The following is a 16,261-nucleotide window of genomic DNA, read 5'->3' as shown; positions in this document are numbered from 1 at the left end:
GGACGCCGCCGAATCGGGGGGCGCCGTGTTCGCGATTTCGCGATATATGGAGCGCCTTCCGGGCCCATCGGCTCGCTTGGGGCAGGCATATTGTTCTGGCGGCGGTTCACTCGAATGCAGATGCGCGGCGTGGCGGCGGGGGCGATCGTCTCGCTGGTCGGCGCCGGCTTCTCCGCACATGCATTGAGCCCCGACACGCCGAGCACGGCCCCGAAACCCGCCGCCACCGGCTATGAAGCCGACGACCATTTTCCCGGCGCAGCCTTTTATACGGCGGTCTCCGACGAAGCCGCCGTGGCGACCGGCACCACCGGCACGATCGCGCTCCCCGATCTGCCGGTGCCCGAGAATGCCGTGATCGATTCGTCGATCCAGCCGGCCGCGCCGTTCCGCCTCGCCGGCACCGCAGTCGATCACGTCCGCGCGCTCCAGTGCCTCACCCAGGCGATCTATTACGAGGCGGCGAGCGAGCCCGATGACGGCCAGCGCGCGGTCGCGCAGGTCGTGCTCAATCGCGTCCGGCACCCTGCCTTCCCCGCCACGGTCTGCGGCGTCGTCTTTCAGGGTTCGGAAAAGCGCGGCTGCCAGTTCAGCTTCGCCTGCGACGGCGCGATGGCGCGCATCCCGTCGCGCAGCGCATGGGCGCGCGCCGAACGCGTCGCCGGCGCAGCCCTTGCCGGCAGCGTGTTCGCGCCGGTCGGCATGGCCACGCATTATCACACCTATGCGGTCACCCCTTCCTGGAACCGCGGGCTGGTGATGACCGGCATGTTCGGCGCGCATCTGTTCCACCGCTGGAAGGGCTGGTGGGGAATGGCCGCAGCGTTTCGCCAACCCTATCAGGGCGGCGAGCCCTTCCCCGCCCCGCACCTTGCCGCGGCGCCGACCGCGGTCGCTCCGCTTCCCGTTGTCGCGTCGGCAGGGATCGCAAAAGCCGCCAGCGTCGCTGTCCAGCCGGCTTATGCCGAGAGCGGCGCGCCGGTCGCGGCTTATGCCGAGGCCACGCTGCCCGACTCGCAGATCCTCGACAAATGGAAGGACAGCGGCAAGCCGTTGCGCTGAGCCGCTCGCGTCAATCCGGCGTTAACCCTTGTCCGGCAAGTATGCGGGCGCTCTCTCTGCGTGGGGCAAGGAGAGCGCCCGCGCTGCCGCGTCCGAGTCATCCGGGGGGAAATGACGCGCGACAGCTATCGGAACAACGGACGGTCGGACCACGCCGAAGCGCGGCAACGCAATACGGTACGCGTCAGGTCAGTCCATCACCGCGGCGCAATCGAAACCGTAATGAGGTCGCTATACAGCCCGGCGCGCTTGCCTGCGACGCTCCCGATCACGAAGCGCATCGGCAGCGAATCGCGCGTCGGATCGGTTCCTGCCGAATTATAGTTCGCCGTCGATGCCAGCGACAGGGTGTTTTCGCCGATCATCAATTGATAGGGCACGCTCCAATCGGCATTCGCCATCTTGAGCACCCCATTGTTTTTCGAAACGAATTCGAGCCGATAGGCGCGGGTACTCGCCACCGTCATCTGCAGCGGCACCGGTGCGATGCCCTCGGCCAGCTCGCCAAGATCGACCAGGGCCTGGCCGCCATTGCGGCGATACTGGCCCGACAGCCCGAGCACCGCCGAAGGCAATACGTTCACCCCGAGCACCAGCGAACGCGAAGCCAGCATGTCGCCGCGCCCCTGTTGCTCGGCGACGAGCGTCACGCGCTGGCTGTAGAGTCCGTCGGCTACCAGCCCGTCCTCGTCGGCGGCGAACTGGAAGCGCACCAATTGCTGACTATGCGGCTGGACGACCACCGGGCGCTGCGTCGCGCGCGCGATCGTCCGGCCGGAGAGCGGAGTCGCGTTGCTGTTCGAGAATTGATCGAGCAACGTATAGGTGACGCGTCCGGTGTGGCCGGCCTTGGCAAGTCCGAACGGCTCCTGGTCGACGAGAAAGACGGGGTTGAACGCACAGGCCGCGCCGCCTTCGTTGTTGAACACGACGTCGAAGGTTCCCAGCGGAACGTTGGTCGCGAACGGGTCATAGCCCTGGATGATCCAGTTGCTCGCGCTGCTTTCGATGCGCAGCGCGCAATCCGCACGCGACGCGATCGACGCGGACTGCGCCCAAGCCGGGCTGGCCGAAGCCAGCGCCGCAGCTGCTGCCAGAGTGGCCGAAATCAGGGTCGTCATGGTCACCTCAATTCGCCGGCTTCAGGACTATCGTTTTAAGATCGACGAGACCAGTGGTGTCGGAAGGCACCTTGAACTCGAACGCAGTCGGCCCGGCGCCGAGCTCGACGCGGTAATCGACTGCGGGGCGCAGATTCTGGATCGCGAAGCGTCCCACCGAATTGGTGAAGAACGGCAAAGGCTCCTTGTCCTTGCCATCCTTGGCGATGACGCGGCCTCCGGCAAGCGCCACCGGCTTGCCGTCGGGGAAGGCCAGCACGCCCGCAGCGCTGACGAACGCGTCAGTGCCGATCTTGAGCTTGTAGCCGCTGTGATAAGGCGGGTTCACCCGCACCGTGCCCGCGCCGATATCGTAGCCGACCGGCGGGTTCTCGACGTCGTACTGGACCGGCTGGTTGACGTAGCTGTTGAGATAGCCGTTGACCGCCGCGCCAAACGTGCCGCTCTTGCTCATATAGTCGCTGCTGACCAGCGACTGGCCGGCGACGACGCTGTGCCCCTTCAAATTTTTGTGCGGGTAGAGCAAGGCGAAGCTGTCGTTGACGCGGCGTCCGACGCCGACCACGCCGTCGGCGAACGCGATCGAAGTGCCGACGCGCACCGACGACACATTGACCTGGCCGAACCCGCCTATATTGGGTCCATAGCTCGAATGGCTCACCGTCGCGTCGAAGCGATTGGCGATATAATCGGCGAAGCCCTGCAGCGCGACCGTGCGATCGTCGCGGCTCGCCACCGCGCCATAACCGACGCTGCCGATCTGGTTCGACGAGGAGTGGAGGTACGAGAGCGAACTGGTGTTGGTGCTGCTCTCGTGCCGCGCCTCGAAGCGATCGCGGAACGTCGGCTGGAACACCAAAGCGATATTGAAGCCGAGCCCGCGCCCACGGCCGATCGTGCTGTCGAACCTCGAATATTCGACCCCGGCGCGCACGCTGACGCGCCGATCGAAATAGTAATTCGCCGAAACGCCGATACGATAGCTGTCGTTGCGGTTGCGGCTCTTGAGATAACTGCCGGTGATCAGCGCCGACAGGCGCTGGTTGATCTGGCGGGTATATTGGCCGCTGATCGATACCGAGCTCGAATTGTCCGCCTCGGGCGACGACAAAAAGGCATAATGCCGCGACAGATAATCGGCGCGGATGCTCGCCGAGTCGACCAGCCCGCCACGATCGATCAATTGATCGAAGCCGACACCTGCGGAATATCCCTCGCCGACTTCGCGCGAATGGCTGAGCCCGCCGTCGAGCAATAGCCGCGAGCCGCCGCCGAGCACGAACTGGGTCTGCCCGGTCAAGGTCTGAACCTGCGCGCTGGCCTGCAGCCCGACGCCGATCGCCGGCGCGTCGACGAACGCCTTGCGGAAGAAGCCGGAGAAGGCGACGGGACCGTTATAGGCGGGCGAGCGACCGAAATTGTTGCTCGTCGGCCCGATATAGGCGGCATATTCATAGTCGCCCGGCACCAGATCGATCGGATCGAGATACTGGCTATAGGCGATCGACTGGACCGATCCGCTATTGTCGCGGACTTCGATCTGAACGTCGTTGCTGCCGGCGAGCAGCGGCAGCGAACTGAAATCATAGGATCCCGCATCGAGCCGCAGCTCGCGATACAGCACGCCGTTGCGCAGGATGCGAACGCTCGCGTCGCGCTGGAGCACCAGCTGGCGATTGCCCTGCAGCACCGACGACCGATACGGATCGAAACGCTGGCGCTGTCGGCTGACACCGACGCCGCCGATCTGCACATAGCCTTGCTGGCCGCGCACTTCGGGGGTCAGGTCGCCCAGAAACCAGCGTCGATACTCCGCCGGCTCGTCATAGACGAAGCGGGCATAGTTGCGATCGAAGCGATAGGCGCCGCCGCCAAACCCCTGATTGCCGAACTGGCCATCGGCCTCGAGGACGACACCGCCATAGCGCATCGCGCCGTTCAGCGCGATCGAGGGCGGACTGTTGAAATTGCCCTCCCAAGACCGGGCATAATAACCGTTGATGTTGAGGAAGGCGGCGAAATCGGCGGGCGCGAGGTCGATATTGTCGTCGCCGGGATTGGGCGGCGAGAAGAGTTGCTCGAGCGCGCGCTTCGACGGGTCGATCGTCAGCACGACCACGGCGAGGCTGCTCGGATCATATTCGAACGAAATGCCCAGCGGCTTGAGATCGTCCGATTCGAGCCGGTCCTTGCCCGCCGCCGCCTTGAGCAGCTGGTCGCGCGCCTGCGGATTGAGCAACGGGCCGATCAGCCCTTCGAACGGCTTGCGCTCGGCGAGCAGCCGATCGTCATAGGTCAGCCGGATCGGCATGTCGCCGAGTGCGCGCTGCTTGAACAGCAACGGCACGGTGAGATCCATGTCGCGATCGTACGGATTGATGTCCGGGCGACCATATTTGCCGATCGGCAGCGACGCCGTTCCGGTCTGCCCGACCACGGGCAGCGCATCGATGTTCGGCTTGGCGCCGCCGGGCAGCGGCACGATGCTCTGGGGCGGCGGCGAGGTCGGCGGCGCGCTCTGCGGGGCGGGCTGGGTACGCGGCAGCGGCACGGAGACCTGCGCCGCGGCGGTCCCGCCGGTCAGGCAGAACCACGCCGTGGCGCTGAGCAGCCTGCCGCGCTTCATTTGACAAACTTGACGTTGATCGGCCCCGGCCCGAACGCCTTCACCACCGCAAAGCGGAACACGCGCGTGCCCCCGCCGCCGGGAACATAGCCGCTGCCGATGCCGCGATTGAGATCCTCTTCGGAGATCAGGATCCGCAGCGACTTGCCGGCGGTATCCTTGCCCTCGATCACCCATTTCAGCGCCGACATCATCGCATGGCGGCGGCCGGTGTTCTTCATCACGACTTCGAGGCCCGGCACCATCGGCGGCAGCGGGTCGCCCTGCTTGGCGGCGGGCGGCTGATAGTCGATCGGCTTGACCGAAGTCGCGCTGACATTGGGCTGCGCATTCGGCGGCGCGACCACGACGAGCGCCTTCATGTGATAGACCACCTGCACCTGCGCGGCCTGGCCGCCGGTGCCGGGCTCGGTCGGGATCGGCAATTGGTTGACCGAGAGATAATAGGCTTGCGAGGTCGGGATGTCGGCGCCGCCCACCCATTGCAGGCGGATCACCTGGCGCGCGCCTTGCGGCAGCATGCCCTGCGGCGGGAAGACGATGAAGTCGGCGTCGGCGGCGGTCTCGCTCGGCACGCCGTTCTCGTCGAAGGCGAGCCGCGTGATCCGGGTCTCGAACGGCAGCTTGCCGGCGTTGAGATTCTGCACTTCCACCCGCGCGACCGAATCGCTGCCGGTAGTGGTCATCTCGACGATCATCGGCGAGACGCGCATTGCATAGACCGATGCCGCACCGGCGACGAGCGCGGTCGCGACAATGGCCGAACGGACAGCCGCCCGTTGGAAACTGCTATACACTGGCAAGGCCCCCGCCCCTATGACTGCGCGCTCCTCGGCACGCATTGTTACGCAATACTCGAAAGGGGGAGGATTGTATCCTCCCCCTTCCTCAAGTCGGCATTCTGCCGGACCAGCCGGATCAGAGAGCCTTGAGCTCGACGGTCAGCGTGTCCTGGTAGTTGCCCGCGACCAGGGCCTTGCCCGGGGTCGGCGCGTTGATCGTCAGCGTCATGTCCGAACGCCATGCACCGCCGGTCCAGACCTTCGACGCGTCGCCGGTGGCGGCGGTCACGGTCTGCGGGCTGCCGGCAGCGCCGGCCGAGGTGTTGGTCGTGCCCTGGAACGAAGCAGCCACCGAATAGGGGATGTTCGCCTGGAACTCGTTCGAGTCATAGCCGCCGGCTGCGCCGTTGAGCAGGCCCTGCGCGCCGTTCTGCTTCGAGAGCGTCACGGTGTTGTTGAAGTTGCAGCCTGCAGTGGTCGAGTTGACGACGGCGGTGGCCGGCGAAACCATGTCGAACGCGCTGCTCACGTTGGTGTTCGAGTTGGTGTTGACGCCGATCGTGCCGAAGTCGAGCGTGTGCGCCGTGCTGCTGCCACCGTAATAGGAGCAATCCTTGGTAACGGTGCCCTTGATCAGCCAGGTGTTGGTGACGGTCGGCGACGCGGTCTGGGTGTTGCCGGCGTTCAGGCCGAACTGGTTGTAGCCAACGCCGCCGCTGAGGACCACGCCGACGGCATAGCCGAGCAGCGACGAATGGTTGGTGGTGCCACCGAACACGCCCGGGGTCTGGCCCGAGAATGCGATGTCGTCAGCCTGCGCGACGCCGGCGGTCGAGAGCAGCGCGAGAGCGGCTGCCGAGAGAAGCTTCTTCATGTGCAAATCCCCACTTCTGGTTCGGCGCCCCCCCGACGTTATTGCCGAGTCGTTCACCGACGATTGACGTTTAACAATTATCCGCAAGCATTCAATATTTAATTAGCTTACGTTAACCACTATTGTTTCAATTTAGAAACAATAATGATGCCTTTTAGACGCCGCGATATGTTTGGTACGGCGCACTAAACTCAATATTACTCAAAGCCGTTACTAGTTCGGTGCGATCGTGATCTCGATCACTTCGCCATATTGCCCGGCGAGAAGCCCCGCCTCACTGGAAACACTGCCCAGGCTGAGCCGCAGCAGCAGTCCGTCGATCGCGATGCCGCCGGCGCTGGAGATCGCCTGCCCGCCGACGAGCGAGCGCCCCTCGAACACCTTGGAGATCATCTCGGTCGTCGGCCGCCGCACCGGCAGCTCGACGTCGAGGCTGTAGGGCACCGAGCCCGCGTAAGGGCCCTGGCCGTGCGGCATTTCGGAATGGGTGAGCGCGCCGTTCTGCGCTTTGATCAGCATCGTGAACGGCATGTTGCAGTCCAGCGCGACCTTGGCGGCGGCGGACTTGCCCGGGCGAGTCAGGTCGCCGAAGTCGGCAGTCGGGATCGCGCCCATCTGGCAGCGCTGGGCAATGCTGCCCTGCACGGCGATGTCCATCGACTTGACGTTCGAGATTTCCTGCGCCGAGGCAGGGGAGGCCGAGATGCCCAAAACAAGCGCAGCACCAATTGCGGCACTGGCGAGAAGGGTGCGCGTCGAGCCGAAGAGCGCGCTCGCAAAGCTGTCTGGAACGGTTGCAGGCTGCGTGCGCCGCGGCGCCGCATCAACCCGATAGTCCGCCGCAGCACCCACAAAACCGGACGTCTGCGCACCAGTTCTGGCACGCAGGCTCCCGGATTGCGGATGGCGTGGGCGGCTCCCCCCGGAGCACATACCCTCAACTCCCCCAGTCCCTCGTTAAAGCTTTAATAATATTTTAACGCGGCGAGAGTCGATCGAATTAAGTGGTTAACTCGTCCCAGGAGTGCACATCGGTACTTTTCCGGAATGTTTCCAGCAAGTTGTGCTTCAATATTTTCTGCGGAAGACGACCGAATCAAGGGCCGATGAGGCTGTCGAAGCCCCATCCCCCTGCGCGACTCGGCGTCCCGTCGAGTCGTATTAACGCTTCGCCGCAACCTGCGGACCGACTCGGATCAGCCTCTTTGCCCGTGGCGTTGATCTATTCTTAGATCATTAACCTTCCGTATCAATCATATTTTCAAAGGGACATGCGATCAGGCCTGATCAGCCAGCGACAGGTATTACGATGCCGATCAGATCTCTCCCCAAACTCTCCGCGATACTCCTGCTGTTGTGCGGGTCTGCCGCAAGCGCCGAATCCGTGGCTTCTGGCAGCTTCCACCTGCAATTGACCGTGCCATTGGTCTGCACGGTCAGTCACCAGAGCGCGATCAGCGCCGCGGGCGACGGCTATCGCCTCGGCGAGCTGCGCGAGTTCTGCAATTCGCCGCGCGGCTATGCGCTGGTGGTGAATTACGCGCCGGGCTCGATGAAAGGCGCGGTGGTCGCCGTCGGCGAAGAGCGCGTCGTGCTCGACGGCTCGGGCCGCGCCGTGGTCAGCCGCACTCCGGGTCCGCGCATCCGCGACCGCGAGATCTTCGCCGAGCCGGGCGCTGCCGGCTTCGATACCGATCGCCTCGAGTTCAACCTCGAAGCCTCGTGATCGAAACATCGTGACGGGGACTGTCCCGGATTGAACCTCCCACGATCGGGAATCCGTTTGCGCGAATTCCCGATCGGCTCTTAACTGAACCGATGGATACGTCCGTTCATTCCGAAGATCTCGGCGAGATCGTCGAAACGCTGATTGAGGCGCAGGCTTTGCTCGCTTCCTCCATCTATGTCGATTTGGTCAATCTCGGCCTGCTCGACACCGACGCCGCCGCACGGCGCCTCCACGCGCTGGGTGATATCGCGGCGAGCCCGCTCCAGCGCCATCCGGCAGTTGCCGAGGCGCTCGGCGCCCGCATCCGCGATTATGCCGAAGGGCTCGAGCGTGCGCATCGCAGCGGTTCGCGTCCGCGCTTTCAGCTTCAGTTGGTCCAGGGCGGCAAGGCCTGAGCCGCGCGCTCAGGCGCGTTGGCGGCCGGGCTCGGCATTCGCGTCGCCATTGGCGGAGCGGGTTCGACAATAATCGGATTTGAGCGCCCATCCCTGGCCGCGGACCGACTGGATGAAGTCGCGGCCGCCGCTTGCGAGCTTGAGCTTCTGGCGAAGATTGGAGACGAACACGTCGATCGTGCCGATCGTCGCCTGCTCGCCCTCCGCATAGAGCGCCTGGTGGATGGTCCGCCGCGCGACCGGCTGCGGCATCGCCTGCCACAGCAGATCGAGCACGCGCTTCTCCGAATCGGTCAGCCCGACCTGGCGCCGGCCGACGCGGTACTGGTTTTCCTCTTCGCGATAGATCAGCGAATTGAGATAGTCGCTGCGCGTCTCGCGCGTCTTGCCGCCTTGCTCGAGCGCGGACAGGACAAGACCGACCAGCTCGTCGCGGTGCGAATCGAGCAACGCATGGAGCGCCGGCGCTTCTCCGCTCGCGGGCGCTTGCTGTGCCAGTGCGGATGCGCGCCGGACCAGTTCCAGCGCATCGTCGACGCTGCGTTTGCTCTCGGTCAACCGCGCCTCACAGTCGCGCAGCAGCCCGGCAAGCGATTCGCTAGCGGCCGGCATGGGGGCGGCACCTGAAGTTGTGGGCGTGGTTGGTCAGCGATTCTTTGACAACCTTTGGGGGGTTGCTGAAATCTATGAATGCCGCCTGCGGCAAATCCGACGCAACTTTTATCACTGTAAGCCATTACCCGTCTGAAGATAGATCGCCTCAAAGCGCTCGTTTCTTGCTAGGTACATTCCGCCATTCTCATGAATGACGCAAGAGCGAAACAATTAGCTCAATGAAGTTATCTATACTTAATAGTTTAACAATCGGTTAATTCTTCATAACAATTTATTGAAGATGCATGCCCGGACCTTCGCGCCGGCCCGCCCGTCCCTTGCTCCGCCGCCCGTCCAGGCGTAGCCCCGGACCATGACCGACTCCGCCACTGCGCTCGCTTATGTCGAGGCCCACCTCGACGACAGCCTCGACCGCCTGTTCGCGCTGATGCGCGTGCCTTCGATCTCCACCGACCCGGCTTATGCCGAGCAATGCCGCGCCGCCGCGCAGGTCCTGGCTGACGAACTGACCGCACTCGGCTTCACGGCGCGGGTCGCCCCGACGCCGGGACACCCGATGGTGGTCGCGCATCATGATGGCGACGGGCCGCACGTACTGTTCTATGGCCATTACGACGTCCAGCCGGTCGACCCGCTCGAATTGTGGAAGCGCGACCCGTTCGATCCGGTGCTCGAGACGCGCGGCGACGGCAGCAAGGCGATCGTCGGCCGTGGCGCCTCGGACGACAAGGGCCAGCTGCGCACGTTCATCGAGGCTTGCCGCGCGTGGAAGGAAACCGCCGGCAAGCTCCCGGTTCGCGTCACCATCTTGTTCGAAGGCGAAGAGGAATCGGGTTCGGAAAGCCTGGAGCCGTTCCTCCACGAGCATGCCGGCGAGCTCCGCGCCGATTTCGCTTTGATCTGCGACACCTCGATGTGGGACACCGCGACTCCGGGACTCACCATCGGGCTGCGCGGCATGGCCGGCGGCCAGGTCACCGTCTGCGGGCCCGCGCGCGATTTGCACTCGGGGCTCTATGGCGGCCCGGCGCGCAATCCGATCCAGGTGCTCACCAATATCCTCGCCGACCTCAAGGATGCCGAAGGCCGCGTCACGCTCCCCGGCTTCTACGATGGCGTCCGCCCGCTGAGCGCCGAGGTCCAGGCGAGCTGGGACGCGCTTGGCTTCGACTCGACGCAGTTTCTTGGCGAAGTCGGCCTCAGCGTGCCCGCCGGCGAGAGCGGCGTCGGCGTGCTCGAGCAGAGCTGGGCGCGCCCTACTGCGGAGATCAACGGCATCTGGGGCGGCTATACCGGCGAGGGCTTCAAGACCGTCATCCCCGCCGAAGCGCATGCCAAGATCAGCTTCCGCCTCGTCGGCGATCAGGACCCCGACCAAGTCTGGGCGGCGTTCGAGGACCATGTCCGCTCGCATCTCCCTGCCGATTGCACCGCGGAGTTCAAGGTGCGCGGCGGCTCGCGCGCGATCAGCCTCGCCGCCGACAGCCCGCCGCTCGCCGCGACGCGCGCCGCGCTCGATGCCGAATGGGGCAAGTCGGCGTTGCTCGCCAGCGGGGGCTCGATCCCGGTGGTCAATTCGATCCGCTCGATCCTCGGCATGGACAGCGTGATGGTCGGTTTCGCGCTCAACGACGACAATATCCACTCGCCCAACGAGAAATACGACCTCAACAGCTTCCACAAGGGCATCCGCTCGTGGGTGCGGATCCTCGATCGGCTCGGCACGATGGTGCAGGCGGAAGCCCCGGAGACCGCAACCGCCTGACCGAAGGGTACAGCGATGGCTATGCAGACCTGGTGGCTCTACGTCACCGCGGTGTTCCTGATCGCGGGAACACCGGGACCCAATATGCTTCACGTGATGGTGCAGAGCATCCATCACGGGCCACGCCGCGCGATCTATTCGATGGCAGGTCTGATGAGCGCGGTGTTGCTATGCCTGCTCGCCTCGGCCGCGGGGCTCGGCGCACTGCTCAAGGCCTCGCCGGCCCTGTACGACGTGCTGCGCTATGCCGGCGTCGCCTACCTCGTCTGGCTTGGGATCAAGGCGTGGCGCGCGCCGGTCGGCGCCGCGGCGAACGCCCCGCATACGCGGCGCTCGGCGGGCGCTCTCTACGCGACGGGGCTGGCCACCGGCCTGTCCAACCCCAAATTGATCATCTTCGCCGCGGCCTTGTTCCCGCAGTTCCTCGACATGCACCGGCCATTCTGGCTCCAGCTCGGCATTCTGGTCGCCAGCTTCGTGGTGATCGAAGGCTTCTGGTACGGTGCATATGCGTTCGGCGGCCGCTCGCTTGCCGCATGGCTGGCTCCTGCCAACCGCCAGAAGCTGTTCAACCGCGCAACCGGCGTGATGTTCATCGGCTTTGGCGGCGTGTTGCTCGGCAGCCGGGTATAGGCTTGACCTGAGGCCGCGACTGGGGTTCGAGCCTTTTCGCACCATGAACGGAAATCCATGACGACCGACCTCGAACAATTGCGCGGCGATCTGCTCGCCTCGATCCAGGCCGCGGCCGGACTCGACGCCGTCGAAGCGCTGCGCGTCCACGCGCTCGGCAAGCAGGGCGCGATCACCGGGTTGCTCAAGACCTTGGGCGCGATGCGCCCCGAGGAACGCCAGGAGCAGGGCCCACGCATCCATGGCCTGCGCGAGGCCATCACCGCCGCGCTGGCGGAGCGCAAGGCCGTGCTCGAGCGGCTGGCGCTCGACGCGCGGCTGGCCAGCGAGACGCTCGACCTGACGCTGCCGGTGGACGGTGTGCCGCCGGGCAGCGTCCACCCGGTGAGCCAGGTGATGGACGAGCTCGCCGAGATCTTCGCCGATCTCGGTTTCGCGGTCGCCACCGGCCCCGAGATCGAGGACGACTGGCACAATTTCACTGCGCTCAACATCCCCGAGACCCATCCGGCGCGGGCGATGCACGACACTTTCTATCTGGCCGGCGAGCACGAGCCGAAGATGGTGCTGCGCACTCACACCAGCCCGGTGCAGATCCGCACGATGATGACGCAGAAACCGCCGATCCGGATCATCGCGCCGGGCCGGGTCTACCGTTCGGACTCCGACGCGACGCACACGCCGATGTTCCACCAGATCGAGGGGCTGGTGATCGACAAGGGGATCACCCTCGGCCATCTGAAATGGACGCTCGAGACCTTCCTGAAAGCCTTTTTCGAGCGCGACGATATCGTCCTGCGCCTGCGCCCGAGCTATTTCCCGTTCACCGAGCCGTCGGCCGAGGTCGATGTCGGCTATTCGGTGGTCAACGGGAAGCGCGTCATCGGCGGGTCCGAGGGCTGGATGGAAGTGCTGGGCTCGGGGATGGTGCACCCCAAGGTGATCGCCGCCTGCGGGCTCGACCCCGAGGAATGGCAGGGCTTCGCCTTCGGCACCGGCGTCGACCGGCTGGCGATGCTCAAATACGGGATGGATGATCTGCGCGCCTTTTTCGACGGCGATCTGCGCTGGTTGCGGCATTATGGCTTCTCGGCGCTCGACGTGCCCACGCTGAGCGGGGGAGTGGGCGCATGAAGTTCACGCTGAACTGGCTCAAGGAGCATCTCGAGACCACCGCCGCGCTCGACGAAGTCGTCGAGACGCTGACGCGCATCGGGCTCGAGGTCGAGGGCGTCGAGAATCCGGGCGCGAAGCTCGCCGCCTTCCGTGTGGCCAAAGTGCTGACCGCCGAGCGCCACCCGCAGGCCGACAAATTGCAGGTGCTCACCGTCGATACCGGCGAAGGCCCACCGCTGACGGTGGTGTGCGGCGCGCCCAATGCGCGCGCCGGATTGGTCGGCGTGCTCGGGCTTCCCGGCGCGGTGGTTCCGGCCAACGGCATGGTGCTCAAGGTCGCCGCAGTGCGCGGAGTCGAATCGAACGGGATGATGTGCTCGACGCGCGAGCTCGAACTCGGCGACGATCATGACGGGATCATCGAGCTTCCCGCCGATGCGCCGATCGGCACGCCCTACCCCGATTATGCCGGGCTCAACGACGCCGTGATCGACGTCTCGATCACCCCCAACCGCCAGGACTGCATGGGCGTGCGCGGCATCGCGCGCGACCTCGCTGCTGCCGGGCTCGGCACGCTCAAGCCGCTCAAAGTCGATCCGGTGCCGACCAGCGGCGCGGGGCCGGAAGTGCGGATCGAGGCGCCCGAGGGCTGCCCGGCCTATTTCGGCCAGACGGTCAGCGGCGTGACGAACGGCGCGTCGCCCGACTGGATGCAGCGCCGATTGAAGGCGATCGGCCAGCGCCCGATCTCGGCTTTGGTCGACATCACCAATTATGTGATGATCGATCTCGGCCGTCCCCTGCACGTCTACGACAAGGCCAGGCTCTCGGGCGCGCTGGTCGTCCGCAAGGCGAAGGCCGGCGAGCAGGTGCTCGCGCTCAACGAGAAGACCTATACGCTCGACGAGAGCGTGACGGTGATCGCCGACGCACAAGGCGTGCACGACATCGGCGGGATCATGGGCGGAGAGGATACCGGCGTGTCCGAGGCCACCACGGACGTGGTGATCGAATGCGCCTTTTTCGATCCCGATCATATCGCGAAGACGGGCCAGAAGCTCAACCTGACCAGCGACGCGCGCTCGCGCTTCGAGCGCGGGGTGGACCCTGCGTTCCTCGAAGACGGTATCGCGATCGCGGCGCGCTACGTTGTCGACTTGTGCGGCGGCAGCGCGAGCGAAGTCACCCGCGCCGGGCACGCGCCGACCGAACCCCGCAGCACGCTCTACGATCCGGATCTCGCCGCGACCTTGGGCGGCCTCGTCGTGCCGGCCGACCGGCAGAAGGCGATCCTCGAAAGCCTCGGCTTCCTTGTGGACTCGAGCTGGAACGTGACCGTGCCGAGCTGGCGCCGCGACGTGGACGGCCCCGCCGATCTCGTCGAGGAAGTCATCCGCATCGAAGGCATCGACAAGGTTCCCTCGACACCGCTTGATCGCGTTCCCGGCGTCGCACGCCCGACCGCCACGACCGAGCAGAAGCTCGAGCGCAAGCTGCGCCGCACCGCGGCGGCGCGCGGGCTCAACGAAGCGGTGACGTGGAGCTTCATCTCCGAAAAGGAGGCGGCGCCGTTCGGCGGCGGCGCATGGCGCCTCGCCAATCCGATCAGCGAAGACATGAAGGTCATGCGCCCCTCGCTGCTCCCCGGCCTGCTCGCCGCGGCCGAGCGCAACGTCAAGCGCGGCGCGAGCGGCATCCGGCTGTTCGAGATCGGGCGTCGCTATCTCGCCGACAGAGAGCGGCTGACGCTCGGCGTGGTGCTTGCGGGCGACCGCTCGGCACGCGGCTGGCAGGGCGGCAAGGGCCAACGCTTCGGCGCATACGACGCCAAGGCCGAAGCATTGGCGTTGCTCGAAGCCGCCGGCGCGCCGGTCGCCAATCTGCAGGTGATGGGCGAGGCGGGCGAAGTCTATCACCCCGGCCAGTCGGCGACCTTGCGGCTCGGGCCCAAGACCGTGCTCGCCGCATTCGGCATGGTCCACCCCTCGGTGCTCAAGGCATTCGATCTCGACGGCGAAGTCGCCGCGGTCGAGATCTATCTCGATGCATTGCCCGCGAAACGCGGCACCGGCTTCGTGCGCCCGGCCTATACCCCGCCCGCGCTGCAGGCCGTCACCCGCGACTTCGCTTTTCTCGTGCCGGCCGAGCTGGCTGCGGGGGATCTCGTCCGCACCGTGAAGGGCGCCGACAAGGCGATGATCGTCGATGCGCGGCTGTTCGACGTCTTTACCGGCACCGGCGTGCCCGAGGGGCAGAAGAGCCTCGCGGTCGAAGTTACGCTCCAGCCGGGTGAGAAGAGCTTCACCGACGCCGAGCTGAAGGGCGTGGCCGACAAAATCGTCGCCGCGGCGGCGAAGCTCGGCGCGAGCCTGCGGGGCTGATCGCGTGATCGAACGGTTCCTCCACGGTCTTCAGGAGAAGATGGAGGACCCGGACGTTTATGAGCCGATGATCGTGGTCGTCCCCGGCGATCTCGACCCCTTCGATCGCCATTATCGCTTCAGCATCCATATCGACGCCGAGCTGCGGCTCGCCGGATTGGGATGCAGCGTCGGCGGCGGCACGCTGTACCGCGGGGTGGACGAAGACGAGGATGAGGACGGCGAGGACGAGATCATCTCGTGCATCCTCGACGTCGACGCCACCGATGTCGACGGTGCCCGCGCGCTGATCCGCCTGCACATGCCCGAACTCGGCGCGCCCGAGGGAACGCTCGTCCAATATGGCGAGTGTGAGGACCGCTATGATGGGGAACGCTGGCACCTCGGCGAACCCCGCAGCATCGAGGAGTTTTGACCTATGCCCACCGCTCTCATCACCGGCGCGACCGCTGGCATTGGCGAAGCCGCCGCGCGGGCCTTTGTCGAGGCGGGCTGGCATGTCGTCGGCACGGGCCGGCGCGCCGATCGGCTTGAGGCGCTGGCGAGTGAACTGGGCGAGCGTTTCCACGCTGCGCGGTTCGACGTGCGCGACGAGGCCGCGCGCGACGGGGCGCTCGACGCGCTGCCCGCGCCGTTCGCCGAGATCGACCTGCTGATCAACAATGCCGGGCTCGCGCTAGGCCTCGAGCCCGCCCAGGACGCCAAGCTGTCCAACTGGACGACGATGATCGACACCAACATCAGCGCTTTGGTGTCGATTACACACAAGCTCCTGCCGCAGCTGATCGCGCGCAAGGGCGCGATCATCAACCTGTCGTCGGTCGCCGCCAATTACCCCTATCCCGGCGGCAATGTGTACGGCGCGACCAAGGCGTTCGTCCGCCAGTTCAGCCTCAATCTGCGCTCGGACCTGATCGGAACCGGGGTGCGCGTCTGCTCGATCGAGCCGGGCATGGTCGAGACCGAGTTCAGCCTGGTACGAACCGGCAGCCAGGAAGCTTCGGACAAACTCTATGCCGGAGTCGACCCGATGACCGCCGAGGACATCGCCAGGACGATGCTGTGGGTCGCCGAACAGCCGCCGCATCTCAACATCAATTCGCTCGAGCTGATGCCGGTCAACCAGGCCTGGTCGCCCTTCCTCGTGCACCGCGAGGCTTGA

General features: G+C 65.6%; 15 protein-coding genes. 9 read left to right on the top strand and 6 right to left on the bottom strand.

The window, feature by feature from the left end; genetic code table 11:
• The first annotated feature begins 114 nt into the window (after positions 1-114).
• Complete coding sequence (locus tag E5A73_RS04555; protein ID WP_135962629.1) at positions 115-1,062, top strand: cell wall hydrolase; 948 nt, start codon at positions 115-117, stop codon at positions 1,060-1,062.
• Positions 1,063-1,259: 197 nt separating this feature from the next.
• Here E5A73_RS04555 and E5A73_RS21695 read toward each other — a convergent pair whose 3' ends face one another.
• From E5A73_RS21695 to E5A73_RS04530, 5 genes are all read right to left on the bottom strand, one after another.
• Positions 1,260-2,183 (bottom strand): hypothetical protein, encoded by a 924-nt coding sequence (locus E5A73_RS21695; protein ID WP_240700026.1) that lies wholly within the window; start codon positions 2,181-2,183, stop codon positions 1,260-1,262.
• 7 nt (positions 2,184-2,190) lie between these two features.
• Positions 2,191-4,809: a fimbria/pilus outer membrane usher protein gene (locus tag E5A73_RS04545; protein ID WP_240700025.1), complete on the bottom strand. Its 2,619-nt coding sequence runs from the start codon at positions 4,807-4,809 to the stop codon at positions 2,191-2,193.
• Complete coding sequence (locus E5A73_RS04540; protein ID WP_168355804.1) at positions 4,806-5,606, bottom strand: fimbria/pilus periplasmic chaperone; 801 nt, start codon at positions 5,604-5,606, stop codon at positions 4,806-4,808. Before E5A73_RS04540 ends, E5A73_RS04545 begins: the two co-directional genes overlap by 4 nt.
• A gap of 121 nt (positions 5,607-5,727) precedes the next feature.
• The gene (locus tag E5A73_RS04535) at positions 5,728-6,465 is read right to left on the bottom strand and encodes a hypothetical protein (RefSeq protein WP_135962627.1); all 738 of its coding nucleotides are present in this window, start codon (positions 6,463-6,465) and stop codon (positions 5,728-5,730) included.
• A 213-nt stretch (positions 6,466-6,678) separates the two neighbouring features.
• A complete protein-coding gene (locus E5A73_RS04530) occupies positions 6,679-7,176 on the bottom strand; it encodes a hypothetical protein (protein WP_240700024.1) in 498 nt (165 codons plus the stop codon).
• 673 nt (positions 7,177-7,849) lie between these two features.
• Here E5A73_RS04530 and E5A73_RS04525 point away from each other — a divergent pair.
• Together E5A73_RS04525 and E5A73_RS04520 are read left to right on the top strand one after the other, a co-directional pair.
• Positions 7,850-8,191: a hypothetical protein gene (locus E5A73_RS04525; protein ID WP_135962626.1), complete on the top strand. Its 342-nt coding sequence runs from the start codon at positions 7,850-7,852 to the stop codon at positions 8,189-8,191.
• A 92-nt stretch (positions 8,192-8,283) separates the two neighbouring features.
• Complete coding sequence (locus E5A73_RS04520) at positions 8,284-8,589, top strand: hypothetical protein (RefSeq protein ID WP_135962625.1); 306 nt, start codon at positions 8,284-8,286, stop codon at positions 8,587-8,589.
• A gap of 9 nt (positions 8,590-8,598) precedes the next feature.
• Here E5A73_RS04520 and E5A73_RS04515 read toward each other — a convergent pair whose 3' ends face one another.
• Positions 8,599-9,201, bottom strand: a complete 603-nt coding sequence (locus tag E5A73_RS04515) for a helix-turn-helix domain-containing protein (protein ID WP_135962624.1) — start codon at positions 9,199-9,201, stop codon at positions 8,599-8,601.
• Between the two features lie 355 nt (positions 9,202-9,556).
• On the opposite strand from E5A73_RS04515, the gene E5A73_RS04510 reads away from it, so the two are divergent.
• The 6 genes from E5A73_RS04510 to E5A73_RS04485 are packed head-to-tail and all read left to right on the top strand — an operon-like array spanning position 9,557 to position 16,261.
• On the top strand, positions 9,557-10,969 hold the full coding sequence (locus tag E5A73_RS04510; RefSeq protein WP_135962623.1) for a M20/M25/M40 family metallo-hydrolase: 1,413 nt from the start codon (positions 9,557-9,559) through the stop codon (positions 10,967-10,969).
• A gap of 15 nt (positions 10,970-10,984) precedes the next feature.
• Complete coding sequence (locus E5A73_RS04505; protein WP_135962622.1) at positions 10,985-11,602, top strand: LysE family translocator; 618 nt, start codon at positions 10,985-10,987, stop codon at positions 11,600-11,602.
• Positions 11,603-11,659: 57 nt separating this feature from the next.
• Entirely contained in the window at positions 11,660-12,736 is a 1,077-nt protein-coding gene (gene pheS / locus E5A73_RS04500; RefSeq protein ID WP_135962621.1) for a phenylalanine--tRNA ligase subunit alpha, read from the top strand.
• Positions 12,733-15,099 (top strand): phenylalanine--tRNA ligase subunit beta, encoded by a 2,367-nt coding sequence (pheT, locus tag E5A73_RS04495; protein ID WP_135962620.1) that lies wholly within the window; start codon positions 12,733-12,735, stop codon positions 15,097-15,099. The genes pheS and pheT overlap by 4 nt, the downstream gene beginning before the upstream one ends.
• Positions 15,100-15,103: 4 nt before the next feature.
• The gene (locus tag E5A73_RS04490) at positions 15,104-15,514 is read left to right on the top strand and encodes a hypothetical protein (RefSeq protein WP_135962619.1); all 411 of its coding nucleotides are present in this window, start codon (positions 15,104-15,106) and stop codon (positions 15,512-15,514) included.
• Between the two features lie 3 nt (positions 15,515-15,517).
• Positions 15,518-16,261 (top strand): SDR family NAD(P)-dependent oxidoreductase, encoded by a 744-nt coding sequence (locus tag E5A73_RS04485; protein WP_135962618.1) that lies wholly within the window; start codon positions 15,518-15,520, stop codon positions 16,259-16,261.

Source organism: Sphingomonas gei, assembly GCF_004792685.1.
GTDB lineage: Bacteria > Pseudomonadota > Alphaproteobacteria > Sphingomonadales > Sphingomonadaceae > Sphingomonas > Sphingomonas gei.
Note: the sequence above shows the minus strand (reverse complement) of the source record. Positions and strands in the feature narration are given on the sequence as shown.

Coding starts and splice junctions, on each gene's coding strand:
- E5A73_RS04510 (WP_135962623.1), top strand. CDS start 9,557: ATGACCGACTCCGCCACTGCGCTCGCTTATGTCGAGGCCCACCTCGAC.
- E5A73_RS04520 (WP_135962625.1), top strand. CDS start 8,284: ATGGATACGTCCGTTCATTCCGAAGATCTCGGCGAGATCGTCGAAACG.
- pheT (WP_135962620.1), top strand. CDS start 12,733: ATGAAGTTCACGCTGAACTGGCTCAAGGAGCATCTCGAGACCACCGCC.
- E5A73_RS04515 (WP_135962624.1), bottom strand. CDS start 9,201: ATGCCGGCCGCTAGCGAATCGCTTGCCGGGCTGCTGCGCGACTGTGAG.
- E5A73_RS04545 (WP_240700025.1), bottom strand. CDS start 4,809: ATGAAGCGCGGCAGGCTGCTCAGCGCCACGGCGTGGTTCTGCCTGACC.
- E5A73_RS21695 (WP_240700026.1), bottom strand. CDS start 2,183: ATGACGACCCTGATTTCGGCCACTCTGGCAGCAGCTGCGGCGCTGGCT.
- E5A73_RS04535 (WP_135962627.1), bottom strand. CDS start 6,465: ATGAAGAAGCTTCTCTCGGCAGCCGCTCTCGCGCTGCTCTCGACCGCC.
- E5A73_RS04505 (WP_135962622.1), top strand. CDS start 10,985: ATGGCTATGCAGACCTGGTGGCTCTACGTCACCGCGGTGTTCCTGATC.
- pheS (WP_135962621.1), top strand. CDS start 11,660: ATGACGACCGACCTCGAACAATTGCGCGGCGATCTGCTCGCCTCGATC.
- E5A73_RS04485 (WP_135962618.1), top strand. CDS start 15,518: ATGCCCACCGCTCTCATCACCGGCGCGACCGCTGGCATTGGCGAAGCC.
- E5A73_RS04555 (WP_135962629.1), top strand. CDS start 115: ATGCAGATGCGCGGCGTGGCGGCGGGGGCGATCGTCTCGCTGGTCGGC.